This window comes from Kitasatospora griseola (assembly GCF_014648555.1).
GTDB lineage: Bacteria > Actinomycetota > Actinomycetes > Streptomycetales > Streptomycetaceae > Kitasatospora > Kitasatospora griseola.
The window spans coordinates 43,593-63,383 of record NZ_BMRI01000031.1; the positions used below are offsets into that span (position 1 = coordinate 43,593).

19 protein-coding genes are annotated in these 19,791 nt (G+C 74.0%); 8 read left to right on the forward strand and 11 right to left on the reverse strand.

All coding sequences use genetic code 11. From position 1 onward, the window contains the following. A partial coding sequence (locus tag IEZ12_RS28935) for a hypothetical protein (RefSeq protein WP_229848232.1) occupies nucleotides 1-344 on the forward strand: 344 nt, incomplete at its 5' end. 30 nt (nucleotides 345-374) lie between these two features. On the opposite strand, the gene IEZ12_RS28940 is transcribed toward IEZ12_RS28935, so the two are convergent. Together IEZ12_RS28940 and IEZ12_RS28945 are read right to left on the reverse strand one after the other, a co-directional pair. Then, complete coding sequence (locus IEZ12_RS28940; protein ID WP_229848234.1) at nucleotides 375-923, reverse strand: GNAT family N-acetyltransferase; 549 nt, start codon at nucleotides 921-923, stop codon at nucleotides 375-377. 61 nt (nucleotides 924-984) lie between these two features. Next, nucleotides 985-1,329: a hypothetical protein gene (locus tag IEZ12_RS28945; RefSeq protein WP_189276029.1), complete on the reverse strand. Its 345-nt coding sequence runs from the start codon at nucleotides 1,327-1,329 to the stop codon at nucleotides 985-987. A 92-nt stretch (nucleotides 1,330-1,421) separates the two neighbouring features. Here IEZ12_RS28945 and ligA point away from each other — a divergent pair, with 92 nt between their 5' ends. Then, nucleotides 1,422-3,458, forward strand: a complete 2,037-nt coding sequence (ligA, locus tag IEZ12_RS28950; RefSeq protein ID WP_189276031.1) for an NAD-dependent DNA ligase LigA — start codon at nucleotides 1,422-1,424, stop codon at nucleotides 3,456-3,458. A gap of 2 nt (nucleotides 3,459-3,460) precedes the next feature. Here ligA and IEZ12_RS28955 read toward each other — a convergent pair whose 3' ends face one another. Genes IEZ12_RS28955 through IEZ12_RS28970 form a run of 4 tightly spaced genes read right to left on the reverse strand, consistent with a single transcriptional unit; the run spans nucleotide 3,461 to nucleotide 7,660 of the window. After that, the gene (locus IEZ12_RS28955) at nucleotides 3,461-4,162 is read right to left on the reverse strand and encodes a TSUP family transporter (RefSeq protein WP_189276033.1); all 702 of its coding nucleotides are present in this window, start codon (nucleotides 4,160-4,162) and stop codon (nucleotides 3,461-3,463) included. Next, complete coding sequence (locus IEZ12_RS28960) at nucleotides 4,159-5,493, reverse strand: MFS transporter (RefSeq protein ID WP_229848236.1); 1,335 nt, start codon at nucleotides 5,491-5,493, stop codon at nucleotides 4,159-4,161. Before IEZ12_RS28960 ends, IEZ12_RS28955 begins: the two co-directional genes overlap by 4 nt. Then, nucleotides 5,490-6,335 carry an SDR family NAD(P)-dependent oxidoreductase gene (locus IEZ12_RS28965; protein WP_189276035.1) on the reverse strand — a complete coding sequence of 282 codons (846 nt, stop codon included), beginning with the start codon at nucleotides 6,333-6,335 and terminating at the stop codon, nucleotides 5,490-5,492. Before IEZ12_RS28965 ends, IEZ12_RS28960 begins: the two co-directional genes overlap by 4 nt. Beyond that, nucleotides 6,332-7,660 carry a flavin-containing monooxygenase gene (locus tag IEZ12_RS28970; RefSeq protein ID WP_189276036.1) on the reverse strand — a complete coding sequence of 443 codons (1,329 nt, stop codon included), beginning with the start codon at nucleotides 7,658-7,660 and terminating at the stop codon, nucleotides 6,332-6,334. Before IEZ12_RS28970 ends, IEZ12_RS28965 begins: the two co-directional genes overlap by 4 nt. Before the next feature lie 133 nt (nucleotides 7,661-7,793). Between IEZ12_RS28970 and IEZ12_RS28975 the strand changes: the two genes are divergently transcribed. Further along, a complete protein-coding gene (locus IEZ12_RS28975; protein ID WP_189276038.1) occupies nucleotides 7,794-8,432 on the forward strand; it encodes a TetR/AcrR family transcriptional regulator in 639 nt (212 codons plus the stop codon). 7 nt (nucleotides 8,433-8,439) lie between these two features. On the opposite strand, the gene IEZ12_RS28980 is transcribed toward IEZ12_RS28975, so the two are convergent. Further along, nucleotides 8,440-8,853, reverse strand: coding sequence for a hypothetical protein (locus tag IEZ12_RS28980; RefSeq protein WP_373295543.1), 414 nt, complete (start codon nucleotides 8,851-8,853; stop codon nucleotides 8,440-8,442). 74 nt (nucleotides 8,854-8,927) lie between these two features. Here IEZ12_RS28980 and IEZ12_RS28985 point away from each other — a divergent pair, with 74 nt between their 5' ends. The 3 genes from IEZ12_RS28985 to IEZ12_RS28995 all read left to right on the forward strand — a co-directional run bounded on the left by IEZ12_RS28985 (nucleotide 8,928) and on the right by IEZ12_RS28995 (nucleotide 12,037). Beyond that, complete coding sequence (locus tag IEZ12_RS28985; protein ID WP_189276126.1) at nucleotides 8,928-9,521, forward strand: TetR/AcrR family transcriptional regulator; 594 nt, start codon at nucleotides 8,928-8,930, stop codon at nucleotides 9,519-9,521. 114 nt (nucleotides 9,522-9,635) lie between these two features. Beyond that, a complete protein-coding gene (locus tag IEZ12_RS28990; protein WP_189276040.1) occupies nucleotides 9,636-11,054 on the forward strand; it encodes a DHA2 family efflux MFS transporter permease subunit in 1,419 nt (472 codons plus the stop codon). A 365-nt stretch (nucleotides 11,055-11,419) separates the two neighbouring features. Next, the gene (locus tag IEZ12_RS28995; RefSeq protein ID WP_189276042.1) at nucleotides 11,420-12,037 is read left to right on the forward strand and encodes a TetR/AcrR family transcriptional regulator; all 618 of its coding nucleotides are present in this window, start codon (nucleotides 11,420-11,422) and stop codon (nucleotides 12,035-12,037) included. Nucleotides 12,038-12,044: 7 nt separating this feature from the next. On the opposite strand, the gene IEZ12_RS29000 is transcribed toward IEZ12_RS28995, so the two are convergent. Both IEZ12_RS29000 and IEZ12_RS29005 read right to left on the reverse strand, forming a co-directional pair. Beyond that, nucleotides 12,045-12,431, reverse strand: a complete 387-nt coding sequence (locus IEZ12_RS29000) for a hypothetical protein (RefSeq protein WP_100584123.1) — start codon at nucleotides 12,429-12,431, stop codon at nucleotides 12,045-12,047. Nucleotides 12,432-12,512: 81 nt separating this feature from the next. Then, the gene (locus IEZ12_RS29005) at nucleotides 12,513-13,100 is read right to left on the reverse strand and encodes an immunity 49 family protein (protein WP_229848240.1); all 588 of its coding nucleotides are present in this window, start codon (nucleotides 13,098-13,100) and stop codon (nucleotides 12,513-12,515) included. Between IEZ12_RS29005 and IEZ12_RS29010 the strand changes: the two genes are divergently transcribed. Next, nucleotides 12,988-13,731, forward strand: coding sequence for an SUKH-4 family immunity protein (locus IEZ12_RS29010; RefSeq protein ID WP_229848242.1), 744 nt, complete (start codon nucleotides 12,988-12,990; stop codon nucleotides 13,729-13,731). The two genes, IEZ12_RS29005 and IEZ12_RS29010, sit on opposite strands and share 113 nt — an antisense overlap. A 74-nt stretch (nucleotides 13,732-13,805) precedes the next feature. Here IEZ12_RS29010 and IEZ12_RS29015 read toward each other — a convergent pair whose 3' ends face one another. Next, nucleotides 13,806-15,230, reverse strand: a complete 1,425-nt coding sequence (locus IEZ12_RS29015) for a helix-turn-helix domain-containing protein (protein WP_189276046.1) — start codon at nucleotides 15,228-15,230, stop codon at nucleotides 13,806-13,808. 257 nt (nucleotides 15,231-15,487) lie between these two features. Between IEZ12_RS29015 and IEZ12_RS29020 the strand changes: the two genes are divergently transcribed. Beyond that, nucleotides 15,488-18,679 carry a M28 family peptidase gene (locus IEZ12_RS29020; protein ID WP_189276048.1) on the forward strand — a complete coding sequence of 1,064 codons (3,192 nt, stop codon included), beginning with the start codon at nucleotides 15,488-15,490 and terminating at the stop codon, nucleotides 18,677-18,679. Nucleotides 18,680-18,762: 83 nt separating this feature from the next. Here IEZ12_RS29020 and IEZ12_RS29025 read toward each other — a convergent pair whose 3' ends face one another. Further along, nucleotides 18,763-19,605 (reverse strand): hypothetical protein, encoded by an 843-nt coding sequence (locus IEZ12_RS29025; RefSeq protein WP_189276050.1) that lies wholly within the window; start codon nucleotides 19,603-19,605, stop codon nucleotides 18,763-18,765. Between the last annotated feature and the right edge of the window lie 186 nt (nucleotides 19,606-19,791).

Genomic DNA, 19,791 nt, shown 5'->3' on the forward strand with positions numbered 1-19,791 from the left:
CGGATGCCCCGCCGCCGGTGGCCCCGGGCGTCCGGGCGGACATCGTCACGGCCGTCCGCCGCAGCGCGACCCTGGCGGGCCTGCCCGTGGCGGCCCGCCCGGGCGGCGCGGGCATCGTCCTGCACGCCGGCGACCCGGCCGGCCTGGCCGCCCTCGACTGGAACCCCTCCCCCCGCCTCCCCCGTCGGGACGGCGAACAGCCCGACACCCGCTCCGCCGTCCAGAACGCCATGCGCCACGCCCTCGGCATCGCCCTCCGCGCCGCGGGCCTCGACCTCGCCTGGCACCGCCCCGCGGGCCGCCCGGCCCAACTCCGCGCCCACGGACCGGCCGACCGTTCCTGACGGACCGTCACCCCTGGGGGAGCGGCGCCCTCAGCGGGCGCGACGCACGTGCAGGTGGCCCTCGTTCGGGAAGGCCGGCGGCTGGGCGGGAAGGACCGCTTCGAGGTCGAAGCCGCAGCGATCGGCCACCCCGCACGACGCGTGGTTGCCCACGGCGTGGAAGAGCTCCAACCGCGCCACCGGCACGGCGGAACCCTCGGCCAGAGCCCACCCGACGACGGCCTCCAACGCCCGCGAGGCCAGCCCCCGCCCGCGGCCCCGGGCCGCCGTCCAGTAGCCCACTTCCGCGACGCCCTCGGCCCTGACCTTCATGTTCACGTGGCCGACCGGCGGGCCGAAGCCCGCGCCGCCGTCCTCCTGAACGGCGAAGCCGAACCCCGTCCCGGCGGCCCAGCTCCGGCGCCGGCCGTCGATCCAGCGCCGGGCATCGGCCTCGTCGTCGATCACGGTCAGCAGCCAGCGACGCATCACGGGGTCCCGGTGCGCCGCCACCAGGGCGTCGACGTCGTCGACCTGCCAGGGGCGCAGCCGCAGCGCGGGCAGGCCCGCGGTCGGCTGCACCGACAGCAGGACGCCCACCCGGCTATCCGGTCGACTCCTCTGGTCAACTTCCCGACCGACAACCCCTGTTGATGGAGCGTCAGTCACGGCTCACCCGCACCCCGCCGACCAGCCCCCAGGCGGCAACGTGCACCGTCGGGCCGCCGGCGACGGTCGGGCCGTCGTCGCTGACGCCGCCGAGGCGGATGCCGGTGACCTTGACGCGGACGTCGGGGCGGACCCGGAGGTGGACGCCGCCGACCAGGCTGAGCTTGGTGATGCGCAGTTCGGCGCCGTCGGGGATGTCGACGTCGGTGAGGTCGATGTCGGCGCCGCCGACCAAGGAGGCGGTCAGGGTCCGGGCATGGATCTCCGCGCCTTCGAGGCGGGTGCCGCCGATCAGGCTGATGTGCACGTCGGTCGTGTCGTTCCCCGGGTTTGTCATGGCCGCCACCCTAGGGAATGTCGGGTGATCTTGGAAGTGGTGCACGACGGGCACCGGGCCCGAATGTCAGTGCGACACGAGACCATACGTGCATGAACGACACCGCTCTGCTCTCCCCCGGCGCCTACGCCGATGCCGTCGCCACCGCCGTCGCGGCTGCGGCCGCCTACTACGGCGACGGGTCCACCCCGTTGGGCGACGACGAGTACGACGCCCTGCTGCGGGCGATCGCCGGCTACGAGGAGGAGCACCCGGACGAGGTGCTGCCGCAGTCGCCGAGCGGCAAGGTGGCGGGTGGCGCGGTGCAGGGCGATGTGCCGCACAGCGTGCCGATGCTGTCGTTGGACAACGTCTTCTCGGTGGAGGAACTCGCCGACTGGGCAGCCTCCTTGGAGCGCCGGCTGGGCCGTCCGGTGGCGGCCTGGTGCGTGGAGCCGAAGCTGGACGGGCTGGCCGTCGCGGCCCGCTACCGGGCGGGCCGGCTGCACCGGCTGATCACCCGCGGCGACGGCCTGGCGGGCGAGGAGATCAGCCACGCGGCGGGCGATGTGCTGGGCCTGCCGGCCGTCCTGGCCGAGCCGGTGGACGTCGAGCTGCGCGGCGAAGTGCTGTTCACCCGTGAGCAGTTCGACCGCGCCAACGAGGTCCGCACCGCGCACGGCGCGCTCCCGTTCGCCAACCCGCGCAACGGCGCGGCGGGCACGCTGCGCGCCAAGGACCGCCCGTACCGGGTGGAGTTGACGTTCTTCGCGTACGGGGCCGTCGGCTTCGGCGAGGAGGAGTTGGCGCACAGCGCGCTGCTGGCCCGCCTGGCCGAGCTGGGGGCGAACACCGCGGCGACCACGGACGCGGCGCCGGCGCGCTGCGTGACGGTCGATCAGGTGCAGGAGCGGGTGGCGCAGATCGAGGCGATGCGGGCGGCGCTGCCGTTCGGCATCGACGGTGTGGTGATCAAGGCGGACGAGGCGGCGGACCAGCGCGAGGCGGGCAACGGTTCGCGGGCGCCACGCTGGGCGGTGGCCCGCAAGCTGGCCGCCGAGCACAAGGTGACCACCCTGCTGGGCGTCGAGTGGAACGTGGGCCGCACCGGCATCATCGCGCCCCGGGCGGTGCTGGAGCCGGTGGTGATCGACGGCGTGACGGTGACGTACGCGACGCTGCACAACCCGGCCGACATCGAGCGGCGCGGCCTGATGCTGGGCGACCGGGTGTTCGTGCACCGCGCGGGGGACGTCATTCCGCGGGTGGAGGCGCCGCTGGTGGAGCAGCGCACCGGCGCGGAGCGGCCGATCGTCTTCCCGGAGGCGTGCCCGCGCTGCGGGGAGGCGATCGACACGAGCGAGCAGCGCTGGCGGTGCAGCCGGGGCCGCAACTGCCAGGCGGTGGCGTCGATCATCTACGCGGCGGGCCGCGACCAGTTGGACATCGAGGGTCTCGGTTCGACCCGCGCGGTGCAGCTGGTGGAGGCGGGCCTGGTGGCGGATCTGGCGGACGTGTTCACGCTGACGCGGGAGCAGCTGCTGGCGCTGGAGCGGATGGGCGACACCTCCACGGACAATCTGCTCGCGGCGATCGACGCGGCCCGCAGCCAGCCGCTGCACCGGGCGTTCTGCGCGCTCGGCATCCGCGGCACCGGGCGCAGCATGTCGCGCCGGATCGCCGCGCACTTCGGCTCGATGGCGGCGATCCGCGCGGCGGACGCCGAGACGCTGGCGGCGGTGGACGGCATCGGCCCGGAGAAGGCCCGCCTGCTGGTGACCGAACTCGCCGAGCTGGCCGACCTGTTGGACCGGCTGGCCGCGCAGGGCGTGGGCACCGCCGTCACCGAGCCGCAGGCCCCGCCGGCCGCCGACGAGCCCGCCGGGGCGGGCGGCCCGCTGGCGGGTCAGGCGGTGGTGGTGACGGGCAGCATGACGGGTCCGCTGGCGGAGCTGTCCCGCAACGAGATGAACGAGCTGATCGAGCGGGCCGGCGGCAAGTCCTCGTCCTCGGTGTCCAAGCGCACCACGCTGCTGGTGGCGGGCGAGAAGGCCGGCTCGAAGCGCGCGAAGGCCGAGGAGCTGGGCATCCGGATCGTCTCCCCGGACGAGTTCGCCGCCCTGGTCGCGGAGCACCTGCCGCAGGGCTGAGGTCAGAGCGCGGTCCCGGTCAGGGCGAGCGCGCCGACGCAGGAGACGGCGAGCACGCCGCTCCGGGTGGCGGTCGGCGACAAGCGCGGGGAGAGCGCCATGCCGGTGGCCGCGCCGACGGCGAGCGCGGCCACCGCGGGCCAGGACGGCAGGACGACGCCGAGCACGGCCGCGGTGGCCACGTTCTGCACCAGGAAGAAGGCGTGCAGGGTGGCACGGGCCTCGCGCGCGGGCCGGCCCGCGTTGGCGGCGTACAGGCCGATCGGGGGGCCGCCGACACCGCCGATGACGTTCAGTCCGGCGCTGCCGAGGCCGCTGATCCAGGCCCCGGCGGGGCGCCGCAGGAACGCGGAGCGCAGCCCGCGGGCGAGCAGCGCGACGCCGGCCAGGACGCCGAGGCCGGCGGCGCCGGCGAGCAGCCGGGTGTCGACGGCGGCGAGCAGTCGGGCGGCGACGGGGGTGCCGAGCAGGGTGGGCAGCAGCAGCCGTCCGGTGTCCCGGAGGCGGGTGTGCCGCCAGTCCCGGGACAGCGGCAGCAGCGAGGCGAGCACGGCGAGCAGCAGCACGGTGGGGACGCCGCGGTGCGGGCCGACGGCGGCGATCAGCGCGGGCGCGGCGATCAGCGAGAAGCCCATGCCGGTGGCGGCCTGCGCGAACGCGCCGAGCGCGACGGCCGCCACGGCGAGGGTGTCGGGTCCGGTCACGGGGTGCGGTCCAGGGTGCAGCGGCGTTGGAACCACAGGGCGACGGCCATCAGTGCGGCGGGCAGGGCGGTGAAGCCGAGCAGCAGCGCGTCCAGGGCGGTGCCGCTCTGCGCGGCGGTGTGGCCGCCGGTGCTGGAGACGAAGCCGCCGACGGCGAGCACGGCGGAGTACAGATAGGGGCCGACGGCGGTGCCGGTGGCTTCGGTGGCGGTCCACACGCCGGTGTAGGCGCCGGCTTTGACGGAGCCCGCGCCGTTGACGGCGTCGGACAGCATCGAGAACGCGAACAGCTGCAGGCCGGAGAAGGCGATGCCCATGGCCATCACGACGGCGGCGGTGAGCGCGGTGCCGGCGCCACCGCCGAGCCGGGCGCCGGGCAGCAGGGCGAGCGAGCCGGCGGCGAACACGGCCTGCGAGAGCAGCAGTCCGCGCTGTTTGCCGATCCGCCGCGACCAGGCGGTCCAGCCGGGTCCGGCGAACATCGCGGGGGCCAGGAACAGGCCCATCAACAGCGCCGTCAACTCGGCGTTGTGGAACAGGTACTGGGTGACGTAGGGCAGCGCGGCCAGGAACAGGTGGGTGGTGGTGCCGGTGAACAGGTACGACAGCACCAGGGCGCGGAAGTCGCGGTCCCGGCCGGCGATCCGCAGGTCGGCGAGGGTGGAGTGGCCGGCCTTCGGGTCGGGCGCGCGGAAGCCGCAGGCGTCGGTGAGGCGGCGCACGCCGCGCAGCGCGACGGCGGCGGAGGCGGTCGTCGCGACGGCCAGCAGCAGCGCCATCCGGGTGTAGTCGGCGCGGCCGCCGCCGGCCGCCAGGGCGGGGGCGGCGACGCCCGCGCCGAGCAGGCCGATCGTCAGCAGGGCCATCCGGAACATGAAGACCCGGGTCCGCTCGTGGTAGCCGACGAGCAGGTCGGAGGGGGTGGTGAGGTAGGGCACCTGGAAGGCGGCGAACAGCAGGTTGCCGATGACCAGCCAGCCGCCGACCCACAACGCGGCCGGTGTGCCGGTGAGTTGGCCCGGCACGGTGAACATGGCGGCCATCGCGAGGCCGAGCAGCAGTCCGGTGCGCATCATCCTGCGGCGGTGGCCGTGGGCGCGGGCCTGCCGGTCGGAGCGCGAGCCGAGCAGCGGGTGCACCACGATGTCGACGATCTTGGGCAGCAGCAGGGCGAGGCCGGCCACGGCGGCGGGGACGCCGAGCACGTCGGTGAGGAAGTAGAGCAGCAGCAGCCCGGGCACGGTGACCCACACGCCCATGCCGACCGAGCCGGCGGCGTACAGGACGAGCGTGCGGCGGCCGGCTCCGGGCCGGGCCTGAGGGTCCGTCACGGGGCGCTCCGGTGGCGGGCGGCGACGCCGGCGGCGAGCGGGGCGTCGTCGAAGGCGCCGGCGGCGGCGCGCTCGGCGAGGGTGCTCCGGACGATCCGGTCGGTGAGCGCGGGCAGGTGCCGGGCGAGGAAGAACTCGACGGCGCCCTTGCGGGTGGTGGGCAGGTCGCGGCGGGCCCGGACGGCGAGCGCGGCGCGTTCGATCGTGTCGAGGACGCCGTCCAGCGGCTCGTACACGCTCATGCCGTCCAGCGAGAGTCCGGCGGCCTTGGTGGAGTCGTGGATGGGGCTGCGCACGGCGGACGGGTAGACGCAGGAGACCGTGACGTGGGTGCCGAGTTCGAGGCGCAGCGCGTCGGCGTAGGCGACCATGGCGCGCTTGGAGGCGCCGTAGGCGGCGGCCAGCGGGAGCTGCATGACGGCCATCCGGGAGGTGACCATGACGACCCGGCCGCGGGCGGCGACCAGGGCGTCGACGCAGGCGGCGGTGGTGCGCCAGGTGCCGAGCAGGTTGATCTCCAGCTGGCGGCGGACTTCGTCGCCGGGGGCGAGTTCGGCGGGGGCGGGGCCGCCGATGCCGGCGTTGTTGACCAGGACGTCGAGGCCGCCGAGGGTGTCGAGGGCTTCGGCGACGGCGGTGGCGACACTGGTGTCGTCGGTGAGGTCGCAGCGCAGCATGGTGAACGGCTCGTCACCGACGGGGCGCAGGTCGAGGCCGACGACGTGGGCGCCGGCCCGGGTGAGGCGTTCACCGAGGGAGCGGCCGATGGTGCCGGAAGCGCCGGTGATCAGCACCCGGCGGCCGCGCGGGTCCTGACGGCGGTAGAACAGTCGGATCGTCATATCGCTGCCTTCGTGGTGGGGGTGGGGCGGGCGACGGCTCGGCGGGCGCCGGCCCGCAGTTCGCGAGGCACGGCGGCGGTGTACTGGTCGAAGTCGATCCGCATCATCGGCCGCTTGGCACCCCAGCGGCGGACGGCGGCGGCGTGCATCCGCTCGACGTGGGCGCGCTGCTGCGCGGGGGTGGGCAGCGCGTAGCGGCCGGCCAGGTGGGCGGCGACCAGCTTGCCCTGGGCCTCGACGACGGGGAGCGCGGCGCCGGTGGACTGCATCAGGCCGACGAAGCTCAGCGTGGGGTCGTCGAGGTGGAAGACCCGCTGGTAGAGCGGCAGCGTCTCGGGGTCGTCACCGGTCCACCGCCCGTCCAGGAACGGGATGGTGACGTGGTACCCGGTGGCCCAGACGATCACGTCGACCCGGTCGGCGGCGCCGTCGGTGAACAGCACCCGATCGCCGTCGAGCCGTTCGATGCCGGGGCGGGCCTCGACCTCGCCGTGGGTGAGGCGGTGGAGGATCGTGTCGCTGATGGTGGGGTGGTTCTGGAACAGCCCGCCGGCCGGCTTCGGCAGGCCGTACCGCTCGGGGGTGCCGACGGCGAGGCGCAGCGCGGTCTGCGCGACGGCCTGCCGGATCCGCCAGGGCAGCACGGCGAGCGCGCCGCCGGTGGCGTCGGCGGGGCGGCCGAACAGGTACTTGGGCACGATGTGGCTGCCGTGCCGGGCGGACAGCAGCACCGGCCCGCGGGAGACGTGCGAGGCGTCCACGGCGATGTCCATCGCGGAGTTGCCCATCCCGACGACCAGTACCCGCCTGTCCCGGTACGCGTCGGCGCCGCAGTGGTCGTGGGCGTGCAGCTGGGTGCCGTCGAAGGCGCCGGGGTAGCCGGGACTGGGCCACTTCGGGTCGCGGTTGTGGCCGTTGGCGACCACCACGGCGTCGTACTGCTCGGTGCCGGCCGCCGTCCCGACCTCCCAGTGCGTCCCGGCGCGGCGGACGGCGGTGACCTCGGCGCCGAACCGGATCCGCTCGGTGACGCCGAACCGGTGTGCGTAGTCGGCGAGATAGCCGGCCACCTTGGCCGCCGACGGGTAGTCGGGCCAGTGCTCGGGCATCGGGTGGTCGACGAACTGGGTGCGGCCCTTGCTGGTGTTCAGGTGCAGGCTGTCGTACGCCGGTGACGTCCCGGCGCTGTCGTCGCCCGCCCACAGGCCGCCGACCCGGTCGCCGCGTTCCAGCACGGTGACGTCCAGGTCGTGGTCGAGCAGCGCCTTGGCCGTGGCGAGCCCGGCCGCGCCGGCGCCGATCACCGCCACCTTCGTGGAGCCCATGGCCGGGCCCTCCTCTCCGCGGAAGGCGCTCATTCAATCGAATGATGGAGGAATGGGCAATGCTCTGCGACCTGGGTTTCTCGACTCCGTCACGTGATTGAAACCGGCACGACACGTCCGGTAGCCTCGCCCCATGAGCACCCGGTCCGACGACAGTCCGCGCGAGCGCATCCTGGCGACCGCCACCCGCCTGTTCGCCGAGCGCGGGTACGACGCCACCAGCACCCGCGCGATCGGCGACGCGGTCGGGCTGAACATCGCCACCGTGGCCTACCATGTGGGCGCCAAGCCGGAGTTGTACCGCGAGGTGATGCGCCGCGCGCACCTGGCCCAGCGCGAGGTGGTGACCGCGGCCGTCCGCCGGCTGCACGCCTGCGGGCCGTCGCCGGAGGAGACCCGGGCGGCGCTGCTCGCCTTCGTGGACGCCTACCTGTCGTTCTGCCTGGGCCACCCCGAGGTGCCGGCCCTGTGGATGCGCCGCTGGCTGGCCGAGGGCGCCGATCTGGCCGACATCGAGACCGAGTTCGCGGGCCCGCTGGTCGCCGAGGTCGCCGCCGCCGTCCGCGAGGTGCTCGACCGGGCCGGCCTGGGCGCGGGCGTGGACGTCGAGATGCTGGTCTTCACCATCGTCTGGACGTCCCACTCCTTCGGCCAGGCCGGCGTCATCGACCCGGCCGGCCGCCGCCTTGGCCCGCTCGACCTGCCGGTCCTCGACCGCTTCCGCCGCCACCTGCACACGGTCGTCAACGGCGTCCTGGACCAGCAGCCCTGACGATCTGTCAGTCCTTCCGGGCCGGGTTCTCCGAGGCCGGACCCTCAGGGGCCGAGCTCTCCGGGGCCGGGCTCTCCGGGCCCCGGCTCAGCACCGCCGCGAACACCAGCGGCGCGAGCACCTGGTAGCCGATCCACACCTCCCCGCCCGCGATGCTGCCGCCGCGCGCCAGCAGCAGGCCGACGACGGCCGCCAGCACCCATCCGGTGTCGTAGCCGATCATCAGCCGGGTGCAGGTGCGCACCGGCCGCCGCCGCACGAACCGGATCTCGGCCTCGCCGCAGATCAGCAGGGCCACCCCGCAGCAGATCATCAGCCATGGTGCGACGCCGAGTTGGCGGCCGACCTGCACCGCCCCGAGCCCGAACACCGCTGCCAGCAGCACCTTGAAGGCGCCGTCCGCCACGATCCCCGCCGTCATGTTCCTCGCCATACGAGCACCCCTCCCCGAGTGGTTTCCCGTAACCAGGTTACGAGCATAATCAGGTTATGCGAATGACAAGGGCCGAGACCAAGGAACGCAACCGCCGGGCACTGCTGGACGCCGCCCTCCAGCTGGTCTCCCGGGACGGCTACCGGGCGAAGCTGGACGAGATCGCCCGGCTCGCCGGAGTGACCACCGGAGCGGTGTACTCGCTGTTCGGCAGCAAGAACGGCCTGGTGGTGGCCGTGGTCGCCGACCATCTGGGCCCGCACTACGCGGAGCTCGAACAGGCCCTGCCGCCCGAACTCGACCTGCCGACGGCGGTCGACGCCTTCGCCCGCCACTACCGCCGCGGCTGCGACGCTCCCGACGCGATGGCCGCGCTCTCGCTCCAGGTGACCCTGCTGGACATGGCGGTGCACGACGCCGACCTGCGCACCCGGCTGGCCGAGTCGATCCACGCCCAGGAGGCACAGCTGGTCGCACTGTTCACCGGACGCCGGCACGGCGACCGCACCGTGACGGCGAATCAGGCGCAGCGCCTGGTCAGCGCACTGCGGGCGCTGTTCGTCGGCCTCACCCAGGGCGTGGTGCTCGGCCTCGCCGACACCGCCGACGAGCAGTTCTTCGCGGACGCCGCCAGAGCACTGACCCAACTCGCCTGACCCGCCCGGGACTTCCCCGTCGGGCCGATCAACCCGAACACCACTGTTCAATTTACCCGATCCTCTGATATCCCTTAACCCGTACACCGATGTTCGAGTTACTGGGGGTCCTCCATGCATGGCGTCGCGCACCACCCACCGTCCACCCACCCGCCGACCGCCGCGCACCCGCGCCGCCGACTGCTGCTCGGGGTGCTCTGCCTGGCCCAGTTCATGCTGATCGTGGACGTCACGGTGATCAACGTCGCGCTGCCCACCATCGGCGCCGACCTGCGCCTCGGCCGCTCCGCGCTCACCTGGGCGGTCACCGCGTACACGCTCTGCTTCGGCGGGCTGATGCTGCTGGGCGGACGGCTCGCCGACGCGTTCGGGGCGCGCCGGATGCTGATGGCCGGTCTGCTCCTTTTCACCGCCGCCTCGTTGACGGCCGGACTCGCCGACGGTCCCGCCCCGCTGCTGGCCGGGCGGGCCGCCCAAGGGGTGGGGGCGGCGCTGGTCTCGCCGGCCGCGCTGGCCGCACTGACCCGGGCGTTCGACGGCCCCGAGCGCACCAAGGCGCTCGGCGTGTGGGCGATGCTCGGCGGGATCGGCTTCGCGGCGGGCGCGATGCTCGGCGGACTGCTCACCGCCGGACCGGGCTGGCACTGGGTGTTCTTCGTCAACCTGCCGGTCGGCCTCGCCGTCCTCGCCGCCCTGCCCGCACTCCTCCCGCCCGCCCCGCCCGCCGGCCACCGGAGGATCGACCTGCCCGGGGCGCTGCTGGTCACCGCCGCCACCGGCGCGCTGATCCTCGGCCTGGTCAACGCCGGTGACCACGACTGGAGTTCGGCCTCCGTGCTGCTGCCGTCCCTCGGTTCGGTGGTGCTCTACGGCCTGTTCGTCCTGCTGGAGCGCCGGACGGCCACCCCGCTGCTGGACGTGCGCCTCCTGGCCCGCCGCCCGGTCGCCGCCGGATCCCTGCTGATGCTGGTCGCCACCGCGCTGCTGCTCGGCCTGGTCTTCCTCGGCTCGCTGTACCTCCAGGACGTCCGACACCTGTCCGCGCTCGCCACCGGCGCGCTGGTCCTGCCGATGGCGGCGGGCACCGCCGTCGCCGCACACCTGACGGGCCATCTGCCGGCCCATGCGGGCGTCCGGACCGTCGCCGCGGGCGGCCTGCTGCTGGCCGCGGCCGGGAGCGTGCTGCTCGCGGTCGCGGACGGGCCGCTCTGGACCGTCGCCGGGCTGACGCTCGCCGCGTTCGGCGTCGTCCCGGTGCTGGTCTGCGCGACCACCACCGCACTCGGATCCGTCCCGCACGAGGAGGCGGGCGTCGCCTCCGGCGTGATCAACACCTTCCACGAGGTCGGCGGCGCGATCGGCATCGCGGTCGTCTCCACCGCCGCCGCCCCGGGCATCGTCGCCCACACCTCCGCCGGCTTCCCCACCGCCCACCTGACCCTCGCCGCCGCCGCCCTCCTCGCGGCCGCCCTCACCCCGGCCCTCGTCCCCCCGGGCCGAGCGGAGCGCCCGGCGGGGATGCACGCGCACTGAGACACCCGCTCCCGCGCAGGTGCGACGGACGGCGGGCCAGGGGCAGTGGGGTGGCCTGCTCTTCGGGGGGGCCGGAAGGGTCGGTCAACCTCGCACGCCCCCAAGCCCGGTGGCACCCTTCGACTCTCCCGCCGGAAGCCGGTCGGGCCGACGAACCGCTCGCGCACCGCGCGCAGCGAGGCGGGCTCGCGCCGGATCACCGAGCCGCGCTCCGCCCGCTTCCACCCGGGCCCGATCGCACCGACGCGCAACTCCCCCGACTCCCGCGCCATCCGGCCGGTCGGCCGCCCTCGCACTCCGCGCCGTGGGGCCGGCCTCCCCCTCACCCCCACAGGATCCGGAAGAGACGGGCCTAGACTCCCCTCATGGACTCCGATCAGCGCCGCTCCGCCACGCCCACCCGGCGGGGCGGCTCCGGGCAGCCGCGGCGGGCCGATGCCGAACGCAACATCGCCGCGATCCTGGCCGCCGCCGCCGGCTGCTTCGCCCGTGACCCGCAGGCCAGCATGGCCGAGATCGCCGCCGCGGCGGGCGTCGGCCGGGTCACCCTGTACGCGCACTTCCCGTCGCGCGAGGCGCTGCTCGGCGAGTTGATGGACCGTGCGCTGCGCGAGGTCACGGCCACGGTCGCGGCCCAGGAACTGGCGGACTCACCGGCCGATGAGGCCCTGCGCACCCTGCTGCGTTCGTCCTGGCACCTGCTCGACCGCAACCTGCGGATGCTGCACGCCGCCCGCCGCGCCCTGCCCGCGGAGACCGTCGAGGACCGGCACGCCGACATCCTCGCCGCCGTCGAGCAGTTGATCACCCGCGGGCAGGACGAGGGCGCCTTCCGTGCCGACCTGCCCGCCCACTGGCTGGTCACCAGCGTCTACACGCTGATCCTCGCCGCGGGCGACCAGGTCGAGTCCGGCCGTTTCACCTCGGCCGAGGCGCTGGCCGCCCTCGAAGCGACCGTAGCCTCGGCCGTCCGACCGGACTGACGAAGCATCAGTTCCGGTCGCGCGGGCGCTCCCACTCCTCGGGCTCGTCCGGCCCGTACTCGGCCTCGGACTGCTCGCGCAACTTCACCGCCCGCTTCTCGGATGCGGCGCGCTCCTCCGGCGACATGTTCTCCGCCGCGGTCCGCATCTCCCCGAGCCGCGCCCCGATCGCCGAGAGGTACCGGTCGGACTCCACCACGTCCCGCATCCCGATCCGCCCGCTCAGCACCTCCCGGGCCATCTGCTGGAGCTCCGGCCCGACGCCGTCCGTCTTCGCGATCGTCCGCAACGCCCGGTGCAATTCCGCGGCCTGCGCCGGGTTGTCGGCGACGTCGAGCAGTTCCTCGTCCGAGATCTCCGGACCGTCCAGCTCGCGATCGTCTGCTGCACCCATGGCTGCCCCCTCGGAATCGGTGAATCCAGAGATCATAATCCTCGCCCCGAGGACACGTCGTGTGCCGCGCCCTCGGACCGGTCAGGCCTCGAACTCGCCGACCCAGCTGCCCAGCAGGATGTGCTTCGGCAGGTAGTCCGACTCGATCTCCACGTTCAGGCCGGCCTCCCGGGCCAGGCAGGCGATGCCCATCAGCGGCAACGAGACCAGCCCTTCGGCACCGCGAATCCGCTCCTCGTCCGCCGTGAAGTACTCCCGGTGCAGCTCCAGCGCCCGCTGCATCGCCTCCGCGAACTTCTCCTCGCCGCGCTGCACCAGCCGGTAGAACGCCGCGATCGGCGGATACAGCACCTTCAGCAGGATCTCCCGATCCGCAACCGTCGCCACCTCCGGGTCCGTCCCGTCGATCGCCGCGAGCAGGTGCTCCATCAGATCCGCATCGGCCCGCCAGTACGCCTGCACCGCAGCGACCCACGCGTACACGAAATCGTCGAACACCGCACCGTAGGCGCGCAGTTGATCCACCGTCACGGTGCACAGCTCGTCCATCCGACGCTTGTCCCGGCAGGCCGCCGCCAACCAGAACGCCGTGAGCCAGTTGCCTGCGTGGGTGTCACGGCACGGGCCCGAGGCCGGGATCGACCTGACCTTCCCGCAGCCGCGGCCCAACCGGCGGCCGGCGCCGGGGCCGGACGCGGTCGTCCCTGCGGAGCCGGTCCGCGATGTCGCGCTCGGGCGTCGGCTGCCGGGCGCGCTGGGCGAGGTGCTCCGGTTGTTCGACGCCGACGATCCGCTGCGGGCCGGTCTGCCGTCGGACACCTGCTCCACGCTGACCTGGGCGGGGCTGCCGGTGGAGGTGCCGCTGCTGTTCACGGCGGACCGGACGGATCCGCCCCCGGCCGGTGGGCTGTTCGCGGATCTGCGGACCGCGCTCACGGCTGCCGGCTCGACGCTGGATCCGCAGGTGCTGGACGTGCTCGCGGGCTGGAACCGGATCGGTTCGGACGGGCTGTGCGTGATCGCGGTGCAGCGCGAGGGCCAGGAGGCGGGTTCGGTCTGGGCGGTGCACCCGCGCACGGGCAGCGGACGCTTCGTCAACTCCTCGCTCTCCGCGTACCTGCGGTCCCTGCTGCTGGTGGCCGAGGCCCGCGCGGCGATGGTCGGCCTGGACCCGCTCGCGGCGGGGACGGCGGTGGCCGGGCTCCAGGAGGCGCTGGTGGCGGTCGACCCGGCGGTGTTCCGCGCCGAGTCCGCCTGGTGGTCGGTGCTGGTCGAGCAGCTGTGGCACGGCCTGCTCTGAGCCCGCGGCCCGCTGACCGGCTGCCTGCTGCCCGTCGCCGAGACCGCTGACCGGCTGCCCGCCCCCTTCTCCCGTCAGATCGCCGCGTCGAGCCGGGCCGCGGTCTCGGCGACGGCGTGGCCCCAGCGGGGGGCGCCGGCAGTCAGGCGGGTGCGCAGGCCGCGCAGTTCGTGGCGGACCAGGGCGGGGAGGGCGGCGGGCGGGGTGTCGAGGAGGGGGGTGAGGGTGGCGACGGCGGTGTGCGGGTCGTCCTGGCAGAGGTGACAGTCGGCGATGCGGGCCGTCAGCATGGCGCGGGCGGCGGGGAGTTCGCCGGTGCCGAGCAGGTCGAGCGCGGTGTGCGCGGCGACGAGGGCGCGGCGGGCCAGGCGGGGGTCGTTGCTCGCGACCGCGAGGTCGCGCAGCGCGGCGGCGGACCCGGATTCGATCCGCATCCGCAGGGCGGCCGGGGTGAGCCAGGGGACCAGGTAGGAGGCGTCCTCGGGCTGGTCGAGGTGGAGCCGGGCCCGGCCGAGGTGGCGGACGGTGGCCCGGACGTCGCCGGCCAGGGCGGTGGCCCGGGCCTCGCCGATCTGGGAGAGCGCGCCGGACCAGTGGTGTCCCGGTGCGGCATGACGGATCTCCCGGGCGTAGGCGCGGGAGGAGTGCGGGTCGTCGTCGAGCAGGCCGAGCACGGCCATGTCGCTGAGCGCGGCGACCTGGGTGGCGGGGTCGCCGGCCAGCACGGCCCAGCCGACGGCGCGGTCGAAGCAGGCCATCGCGGTGGCGGGGCGTCCGCCGTGCAGGCGCAGGCTGCCTGCGGCGTGGGCGTGTTCGGCGGCGAGGCGGGCGAGCACGCGGCGGTGCCGGGTGGGGGCGTCGGCGAGCCGGGCGATCACGGCGCGCAGCGTGGCCTCGATCACCGTGCCGGGGCCCCGTTCGCCCATCGCCCGTTCCGCGCTGTGGAGTTGGGCGCCGAGGACGGCGGCGAGGGCGTGCACGGTGTCGGTGTCGAGCGGCGCGGCGGGGTTGTCGCAGAACGCCGCGTGCAGCGCCAGCGCCGTTGCGGGGGGCGGGAGTTGGCAGCCGGCGGCGCCGTGCAGCGGGCACTGCAGGTCGTGGTGGGGCAGCCTGGTCGGGCAGTGGTCGGCGGCGACGGGCCCCGTCGCGCTGTCGCCGGGCGGCAGCGGGGGGCGCAGCAGGTGGGCGGGCAGGGCGGGGCGGTCCGCCTCGGCGGTCTCGGCGCGTCCGTAGCAGCGGGTCAGTTCGCCGCTGGTGGAGAGGAGTTCGTCGAGCCTGCGGACGAGTCGGGGGGTGGCGCGGCGGGCGCCGTGTTCGAGGCGGCTGACGGCGGTGTGGTCGTAGCCGACGGCGGCGCCGAGTTGGGCCTGGGTCCAGCCGGCGTGGCGTCGCCAGTGGCGCAGGAGTGCGCCGAACTCCTGCCAACCGCCGCTGCCCGTGGCGATGCCGAGGCCACTGCTGCTGTCCGGCGTCGCGACCGGGTCGATTGCGCCCAGCATTCGCCGCTACCTCCCCGAAGGCTCCGCTGCGCCCGCCCGTGCGGGGGGCGGTATCGAGACCGTACCAACCGACCCTGGCTGCGTACATGGCGTGGTCTGTACCAATTGTTTGCCAACTGGGTTCGGGGTCGGGGTATTTGACGGAACTTGCCAGCTCTTGACGGGCCCTGTCCGCCCCGTTGACCGGGGCATGGCGACGGTGTGAGGGTTCCGGGCACCCCCACACCCCGTGGTACCCCACACCATTGGAGCTCTGAATGAAACGCAGATTGCTGACCGCCGGCACCACCCTGGCCGTGCTGGGCGGCATGCTGGGCGGTTTCGCCGGGCAGGCGTCCGCCGCCCCGACCCCCGCCCCGCTTGCGCCGACGCCACTGGCCGCGGCGGTCTCGGCCGCGGATCTGGCCGCGTCGGCCGGTCTGGACGCGCTGGCCAAGGGTCCTGACGAGTCGTACGAACGGCAGTCCGTCACCCCCTTCCTCGGCGGCCTGTACTCGGTGTCGTACGAGCGCACCTACAAGGGCCTGCCGGTGGTCGGCGGCGACGCGGTGGTGCTCGCCGACGGCCAGGGCAAGGTCCGGGCGGTGCAGAACGCGGCGTCCGGCCCGGTCGGTGTGCCGACGAAGGCCAAGGTGAGCGCGGCGGCCGCCGAGCAGGCGGCGCGGGCGAGGCTGGCGAAGGTCGACTCCGCGGAGGCCCCGCGCCTGGTGGTCCGGGTCAAGGACGGCACCTCGCGCCTGGCCTGGGAGTCGGTGCTGTCGGGTTCGAACGAGAACCGGCCCAGCCACCTGCACGTGTTCGTCGACGCGATCACCGGCGAGGTCGCCGACAGCTACGACGACGTGAAGGCCGGCACCATCAACAGCAAGTGGAACGGCCCCGCGGGCCTGACCATCTCCACCACCGGATCGGGCAGCTCGTTCTCGCTGCGCGACCCGAACCGTCCGGGCCTGCAGTGTTCGGACTACTCGACCGGTTCGGTGTTCACCAAGTCCTCCGACTCCTGGGGCACGGGCGCCGCGACCTCGAAGGAGACCGGCTGCGCCGACGCGATGTTCGCGGCGCAGAAGGAATGGGACATGCTCCGCGACTGGCTGGGTCGCAACGGCCACAACGGCAACGGCGGCAGCTGGCCGGTGAAGGTCGGTCTGAACGACGTCAACGCGTACTGGGACGGCTCGACCATCTCGATCGGCCACAGCCAGGCCAACGAGTGGATCGCCGCGATCGACGTGGTGGGCCACGAGTTCGGCCACGGCCTCGACCAGTACACGCCGGGCGGCGCGTCCAGCAACGAGGCGGGCCTGGGCGAGGCGACCGGCGACATCATGGGTGCGCTGACCGAGGCGTACGCCAACGAGCCGGCCCCGTACGACTCCCCGGACTACACCGTCGGCGAGATGATCAACCTGGTCGGGCAGGGCCCGATCCGGGTGATGTACAACCCCTCGCAGATATCCGGCAACCCGAACTGCTACTCGGCGTCCATCCCGAACACCGAGGAGCACGCGGCGGCCGGCCCGCTGAACCACTGGTTCTACCTGCTGGCGGAGGGTTCGAACCCGGGCGGCGGCAAGCCGTCCAGCCCGACCTGCAACTCCTCCAGCGTGACCGGCATCGGCATCCGGGACGCGGGCCGGGTCTTCTACGGCGGCATGCTGCTGAAGACCAGCGGCATGACGTACAAGAAGTACCGCACCGCGACCCTGACGGCGGCCAAGAACCTCGACTCCACCTGCAACTTCTTCAACCGCACCAAGGCCGCCTGGGACGCCGTCAGCGTGCCGGCCCAGCCCGGCGACCCGACCTGCGTGGGCAACCCGACCAGTGACTACTCGCTGGCGCTGAGCCCGTCCGCGGGCACCGTGCAGGCGGGCAGCTCGACCACCGCGACGGTCTCCACCGCGATCGTCACCGCCCCGGCGGCGACCGTCTCGCTGTCCGTCAGCGGCGCGCCGAGCGGCACCACCGCCACCGTCTCCCCGTCCTCCGTGCAGTCCGGCGGCTCGGCGACGCTGAGCATCAACGTCGGCGCGAACACCCCGGCGGGCACCTACCCGCTGACCGTCACCGGCTCCGGTCCGGCCACCCACACCGCGCAGTACCAGCTGACGGTGAACGGCGGCGGCAACCCCGGCGGCTCGGCCCCGGACATCGACGTGGCCAAGGTCCAGGCGCACCTGAGCCAGCTGTACACCGTCGCGCAGCAGAACGGCGGCAACCGCCGGGCGGGCAGCGCGGGTTACACGCAGTCGCTGGCGTACGTCAAGGGCAAGCTGCAGGCGGCGGGCTACACCGTCACCGAGCAGACCTGCACCTCGTGCAGCTACACCTCCAACAACCTGATCGCGGACTGGCCGGGCGGCCCGTCGGACCAGGTCACCATGTTCGGCGCGCACCTGGACTCGGTCTCGGCCGGCCCGGGCATCAACGACAACGGCTCCGGTTCGGCGGTGCTGCTGGAGAACGCGCTCGTCCTGGCGCAGCAGAACCCGACCATGACCAAGCACGTCCGGTTCGCCTGGTGGGCCGGTGAGGAGCAGGGCCTGCAGGGTTCGCAGTACTACGTGGGCCAGCTGTCCTCGACCCAGCGCTCGGCGATCAAGGGCTACTACAACTTCGACATGGTCGGCTCGACCAACGCCGGCTACTTCATCAACAACGTCAACTCGGCCACCGCGGCCCCGCTGAAGGCGTACTGGGACTCCCTCAACCTCCAGCCGGAGGAGAACGTCGAGGGCCAGGGCCGTTCCGACGACTACTCGTTCCAGCAGGGCGGCATCCCGACCTCGGGCTACGCGGCCGGCGCGGACGCCGTCAAGACGTCCGGGCAGGCCGCCAAGTGGGGCGGCCAGGCGGGCCGTTCGTACGACTCCTGCTACCACCAGTCCTGCGACACCACCTCGAACGTCGACGCGACGGTGCTGAACCGCAACGCCGACGGCGTGGCGTACGCGATCTGGAAGACCTCGGTCGGCGGCACCACGCCGATGAACGACTTCAGCGTCTCGGTCAACCCGGCCACCGGCACCGTCCAGGCCGGCTCCTCCGCGACGGCGACGCTCTCCACCGCCACCACCTCCGGTGCGGCGCAGAGCGTGGCGCTGACCGCGAGCGGCGCGCCGTCGGGCGCCACCGTCTCGTTCAGCCCGTCCACCGTCTCCAGCGGCGGCAGCTCGGCCCTGACGGTCGCCACCTCGGCCTCCACCCCGGCCGGCACCTACACCATCACCCTGACCGGCACCGGCGCCTCGGCCACCCACGCCACTGCCTTCACCCTCGTGGTGAACGGCGGCGGCAACGGCGGCGGCACCTGGGCCGCCGGGGTCAACTACAACGTGGGTGACGTGGTCACCTACAACGGCGTCAGCTACCGCTGCGTGCAGGCCCACCTGTCGCAGAGCACCTGGACGCCGGACGTGGTCCCCGCCCTCTGGCAGCGCGTCTAGCCTCGGGGCACAGCAGCATCTGGCGGGTGGCGTCGCGGCCGGTTGGGGGACGGGCCGCGGCACCACCCGCCTCTGGCGTTCCGTCAGGCGGGCAGTCGCACCACGGCGACACCGGCCTGGGACTCGCCGAACCCCCAGCCCATGACGAGCGAGCCGCCGGCCGCGTCCACGACGTCGCTCCACGGCCAGTGCTCGGAGCCGCTGCAGAACCCGCCCTCACTGCGCGCGTCGGCCTCGGAGCGGCACAGCAGCCGCAGGTGGTCGCGGAGCCCCGGGTGGGAGAGCGCGCCCAGCCGCTTCTCCCAGGGCTCGGCGGCGGAACGGTCGGTGCGAATGTCGTGCCCGGTCACCAGGTGTCCGGGGCCGCGCCCGGTGAAGGTGGCGGCCCGCATCGCCCCGTCCAGGGTGCCGTCGGTGGCGATCCGCAGCACGACGGTCAGCCAGTAGTTCAGCTTCCGGCAGCTCTCGCCGGTCAGGTCGACGCCGTGCCGGCGCAGCAGCGGCCCCAGCTCCGCGCCCCGCAGCACCGCCGCGTCCGAGGCGTCCACGGCGGCGACGGCGCGCAGGTCGGCGACGAAGGCCTCGTCGAACGGCCGGGGGCCCTTGTGCCCGTCCTCGCCCCACGCGCCCGCCGCGGCCAGCAGGTCGGGGTCGAAGCGGAACAGCGACGCGCTCAGGTCGAACTGCCAGTTCCACGGCGAGAACGGGTGCGGGCCGTCCGGGTCCGGCAGGTACCGGGGCTCCGCCGCCGCCAGGGCGTCGGCGTCGGCCCAGGAGTTGGGGAACAGGAACTCGTCGAGGCTCTCCGAGGCGTAGTACGCCCCGTAGCGGGCGGCCGGGTCTGCCGCCGCGCCGTCGCCGAGCAGTGTCGCGAAGGCCTCGGCCAGCGCGGCGTCCCAGCCGCCGAGGTCCGTATCGGTCGTCACGGGTGAACCTTTCTTGCCTGTCGTACCAGGGGAGTTGAGGCACGGTACCGGGTGCGGGTGACAGCCGTTTACGTTCCCCCGACGGGCCGGGTTCGTACGATGGCGCCCGGCCGGACCCGCCAGGGGCCGGCCGGCCTCCGGGGGAAGGGTCGTCCGTTGTCGCACCGCTCCGTGCTGCTCACCGCC

Excerpts from the sequence above, each read along its gene's own strand:
- IEZ12_RS29015 (WP_189276046.1), bottom strand. The coding sequence starts at position 15,230 with ATGCTGGGCGCAATCGACCCGGTCGCGACGCCGGACAGCAGCAGTGGC.
- IEZ12_RS28975 (WP_189276038.1), top strand. The coding sequence starts at position 7,794 with ATGAGCACCCGGTCCGACGACAGTCCGCGCGAGCGCATCCTGGCGACC.
- IEZ12_RS29020 (WP_189276048.1), top strand. The coding sequence starts at position 15,488 with ATGAAACGCAGATTGCTGACCGCCGGCACCACCCTGGCCGTGCTGGGC.
- IEZ12_RS28995 (WP_189276042.1), top strand. The coding sequence starts at position 11,420 with ATGGACTCCGATCAGCGCCGCTCCGCCACGCCCACCCGGCGGGGCGGC.
- IEZ12_RS29000 (WP_100584123.1), bottom strand. The coding sequence starts at position 12,431 with ATGGGTGCAGCAGACGATCGCGAGCTGGACGGTCCGGAGATCTCGGAC.
- IEZ12_RS28945 (WP_189276029.1), bottom strand. The coding sequence starts at position 1,329 with ATGACAAACCCGGGGAACGACACGACCGACGTGCACATCAGCCTGATC.
- ligA (WP_189276031.1), top strand. The coding sequence starts at position 1,422 with ATGAACGACACCGCTCTGCTCTCCCCCGGCGCCTACGCCGATGCCGTC.
- IEZ12_RS28980 (WP_373295543.1), bottom strand. The coding sequence starts at position 8,853 with ATGACGGCGGGGATCGTGGCGGACGGCGCCTTCAAGGTGCTGCTGGCA.
- IEZ12_RS28965 (WP_189276035.1), bottom strand. The coding sequence starts at position 6,335 with ATGACGATCCGACTGTTCTACCGCCGTCAGGACCCGCGCGGCCGCCGG.
- IEZ12_RS28985 (WP_189276126.1), top strand. The coding sequence starts at position 8,928 with ATGACAAGGGCCGAGACCAAGGAACGCAACCGCCGGGCACTGCTGGAC.
- IEZ12_RS28990 (WP_189276040.1), top strand. The coding sequence starts at position 9,636 with ATGCATGGCGTCGCGCACCACCCACCGTCCACCCACCCGCCGACCGCC.
- IEZ12_RS28970 (WP_189276036.1), bottom strand. The coding sequence starts at position 7,660 with ATGGGCTCCACGAAGGTGGCGGTGATCGGCGCCGGCGCGGCCGGGCTC.